Origin of the sequence: Kitasatospora sp. NPDC059571 (assembly GCF_042735675.1) — a bacterium.
GTDB lineage: Bacteria > Actinomycetota > Actinomycetes > Streptomycetales > Streptomycetaceae > Kitasatospora.
The window spans coordinates 27157-30478 of sequence record NZ_JBHWBW010000035.1 but is presented as its reverse complement, the minus strand read 5'-3'; the positions used below and the strand labels follow the sequence as shown (position 1 = coordinate 30478).

4 protein-coding genes are annotated in these 3322 nt (G+C 76.0%); 3 read left to right on the top strand and 1 reads right to left on the bottom strand.

Annotation, left to right across the window (positions count from 1 at the left end):
• Nucleotides 1–36 precede the first annotated feature (36 nt).
• Complete coding sequence (locus tag ACFV0G_RS06960; RefSeq protein ID WP_380542832.1) at nucleotides 37–714, bottom strand: VC0807 family protein; 678 nt, start codon at nucleotides 712–714, stop codon at nucleotides 37–39.
• A 189-nt stretch (nucleotides 715–903) separates the two neighbouring features.
• Here ACFV0G_RS06960 and ACFV0G_RS06955 point away from each other — a divergent pair, with 189 nt between their 5' ends.
• From ACFV0G_RS06955 to ACFV0G_RS06945, 3 genes are all read left to right on the top strand, one after another.
• The gene (locus tag ACFV0G_RS06955) at nucleotides 904–1914 is read left to right on the top strand and encodes a 3-oxoacyl-ACP synthase III family protein (RefSeq protein ID WP_380542829.1); all 1011 of its coding nucleotides are present in this window, start codon (nucleotides 904–906) and stop codon (nucleotides 1912–1914) included.
• Nucleotides 1911–2651, top strand: a complete 741-nt coding sequence (locus tag ACFV0G_RS06950) for a glycosyltransferase (protein ID WP_380542826.1) — start codon at nucleotides 1911–1913, stop codon at nucleotides 2649–2651. The genes ACFV0G_RS06955 and ACFV0G_RS06950 overlap by 4 nt, the downstream gene beginning before the upstream one ends.
• An 11-nt stretch (nucleotides 2652–2662) precedes the next feature.
• Nucleotides 2663–3322 (top strand): AMP-binding protein (locus ACFV0G_RS06945; RefSeq protein WP_380542823.1); only part of this gene is annotated, 660 nt, incomplete at its 3' end.

The following is a 3322-nucleotide window of genomic DNA, read 5'->3' as shown; positions in this document are numbered from 1 at the left end:
CCGCAGTAGCGGTGGGCGGGCGTCCGTCCGTTCGGGTCAGGCGGCGTCGGCGATGACCTGCTCGGCGATCCGGCCGGCGAAGACGTTGCCGATCAGGATCCCGAGGGCGATCGCGGCCATCAGCAGGACGGTGCCGAGCCAGACCATGGTCTCCACCGGGACGGTGTAGGCGCCGACCACCCGGGCCGCGCACTCGGCGAGCAGCACGCCACCCCAGACCAGCGAGAAGTTCCGCTCGTTGCGGCGGAAGGCGGCGGAGCCGGCCGCCAGCCGGTCCCAGGCGGCGGCGCGGGCGGTCCGGCCCCTGACGATGAAGGGCCGCAGTCCCGCGGTCATCAGCGGCCGCCCGGCGAGCGCGGAGACGATGATCGAGCCGCCGATGAGGCTGCTGGTCGCACCGTCCTTGGCCAGCATCAGCCGCGGGTCGCCGGAGAGCGCGGACAGCGCGATGCCGGCGGTGTTCACGATCAGCATCACCAGGGCCAGGCCGTTGACCGAGCGGTCCCGCAGCAGGGCGAGGGCGGTGCGGAGGGCGGGGACGGCGCTGCCGGCGGTGAGCGAGGCGACCAGGCCGAGGCCGAGCAGGCCGTGCGCCGTGCAGTACGTGCCGAGCGGCAGCGCGACGTCGATCGCCAGCGGCTTCAGCGCCGCGAGGCGCGACTGCTCCTGCTCGGCGGCCGTCCCGTGCGCCGCGACCGTGGTGGCGATGGCCATCGTCCTGCTCCCCCGTGTGGTGGTGCCCCGTTTCCCGTTGACTCGAGAATCCCGCGGACGGCGGGGCGGGCGGCAGTGCCGTCCGTGTCCGAAACCGCATGACAACCGTCATGGTTGGGGCCGGCGCCCGGTCATGGCTGAGTACCCGTACTCAGGCCGCGGGCCTGCCGCGGCGGCAGCATGACCGGTATGAGTCCGACCAGCCCGAGAGTGGGCATCACCGCCGTGGGAGCCGGCCTGCCGGCGCGGGTGCTGACGTCGCAGCAGTTGCAGGACGAGGTGGCCGCGGGCAGCGGACTCCGCCTCCCGGAGCGGATGTTCGAGAAGGCGACCGGCATCGCCACCCGGCGGTTCGCCCAGGACGGCGAGTACGCCTCGACGCTGGCCCTCGCCGCCGCGCGGCAGGCCCTGTCCAGGGGCGGCCTCGACCCGCTCGACATCGACCTGCTGGTGTACGCCTCGGCCACCCGGGACGTCTGCGAGCCGGCCACCGCCCATCTGGTGCAGGCCGAACTCGGCTCCCACGCACACGCCTTCGACGTTTCCAACGCCTGCAACAGCTTCCTCAACGGCATCGACGTGGCCCGCGCGATGATCCTGGCCGGGCGGGCCCGGCGCGCCCTGGTCACCACCGGCGAGACCCCGAGCCGGGCGATGCGCCGCGACCCGGCCGGCCCGGCCGACTTCCGCGACGGCTTCGCCGGCTACACCTTCGGCGACGCCGGTGCCGCCGTCGTCGTCGAACCCGTCCCGCGCGGCGGGATCCTCCACGTGGAGACCGAGACCGCCTCCGAGCACTGGGCGGTCGGCGGGATCCCGGGCGGCGGCTCGCGGCATCCGCGCGGCGACGAGTACAGCTACTTCCGCGGCGGCGGCAAGGAGTTGCGCGGCGTCTTCGAGAAGATCGGCGCCGACATCCTGACCCGCACGGCCGCCCGCACCGGCCTCGGTTGGGACGCCTACGCCCGGGTGCTGGTGCACCAGGTGACCCTGCCCTACCTGGAGCGGTTCGTGGAATTGACCGGGGTGCCGGCCGGCAAGCTCGTGGTCACCGTGCCCGAGCTGGGCAACGTCGCCAGTGCCACCATCGGCGTCCAACTGGACCGGATCCACGGTGAACTGGCCCCCGGCGACCGGGTGCTGGCGGTCGGCCTCGGCGGCGGCGCCAGCCTGACGACGATGGCCTGGGAGGTCGCGTGAGCGCGCTGTGGGTCGTGGTGCCCGCGTACCAGGAGGAGGCCCAGATCGGCGGCACGCTGCGCGCCCTCGCCGAGCAGCGGGACACCGACTTCACCCTGCTCGTGGTGGACAACGGCTCCACCGACCGCACGGCGGAGGTGGTCCGGGAGTTCGCCCCGACCGCGCCGTTCCCGGTGCACCTGCTGGTGGAGGCGGAGAAGGGCGTCGGCTGCGCGATCGACACCGGCTTCCGGCACGCCATCGCCCGGGGCGCCGCGCTGCTCGCCCGCACCGACGCCGACTGCCTGCCGGAACCCGGCTGGACGGCCGCCGCCCGGGCCGGGATGCTCGCCTCCCGCGGCCTGGTCTGCGGCCGCATCACCGCCCGGCGCGACGAGCACGGACCGGTCGGGCGGCGGGTGTTCCGCGTCCTGGTGGTGACCGGTGCGTTCTTCGGCCGGATCCGGCCCGCCCACCGCCGGCGGCACGGCTACCTGGTGCCGTACCGGATGCACGCCGGCAACAACATGGCGATCACCGCCGAGCTGTACGAGGCGGTCGGCGGCATGCCGCGGCGGCCCTCGCCCACCGACCGGACCTTCGTCAACCGGGTCCGCCGGCACACCACCGCGATCGTCCACCGCCGCGACATGGTGGTGCAGAACTCGACCCGGCGGATCCGCGCCTACGGCGTGCTCGGCACCGCCCGCTGGTATCTGGAGCGCGGCAGCGGCGGCCGCGGCGTCGACCCGCGATGAAGGAGCCCGACGTGCTCGACCACCTCACCCGCACCCTCCGCGAGGGCGCCGAGCGGCCCGCCGTCCTCGGCTGCACCCGCACCGGCGCCGAACGCGTCCTCGCCCGCTGCGGCGAACTGGCCGCACTCGCGGACGGCTACGCCGCCGCCCTGCACCACCGGTACGGGCTGGCCGCCGGCGACACCCTCGGCATCGCAGTCCGGCCCGGGCCGCGCGCCCTCGCCCTCATGCTGGCCGCCCACCGGCTCGGCCTGCGGGCCGCCGTCCTCGACCCGAACGCCGGACCGGACGTCCTGCTGGCCCGGCTCCGGCTGGCCTCCCCCGCGCTGGTGGTCGCCGACGCCGCGGCCCAGGCGGTGGCCGGCTGGGCCCGGCCGCTCGCCCGCCGCGCCCACCTCGCCCTGCCGCCTCTGGACGCCCTCGGCCCGGTCGCCACCGTCGGCCCGCGCCGTCCCGGCTGCGCCCCCGCCCTGCGCACCGGCGGCCGCCCGCCCGCCCCGTACGACGGCGACGGCGACGCGGTCGTGGTGTTCACCTCCGGCACCACCTCGGCGCCGCGCGCCGTGGTGCACACCCGTGCCTCGGTCGCGGCCGGCCTGCGCGCGGTCACCGCCCAGGTCCGGCCGCGGGCCCGCGACCCCGGGCTCGGCGGGACCCTCTTGGGGGGCGGT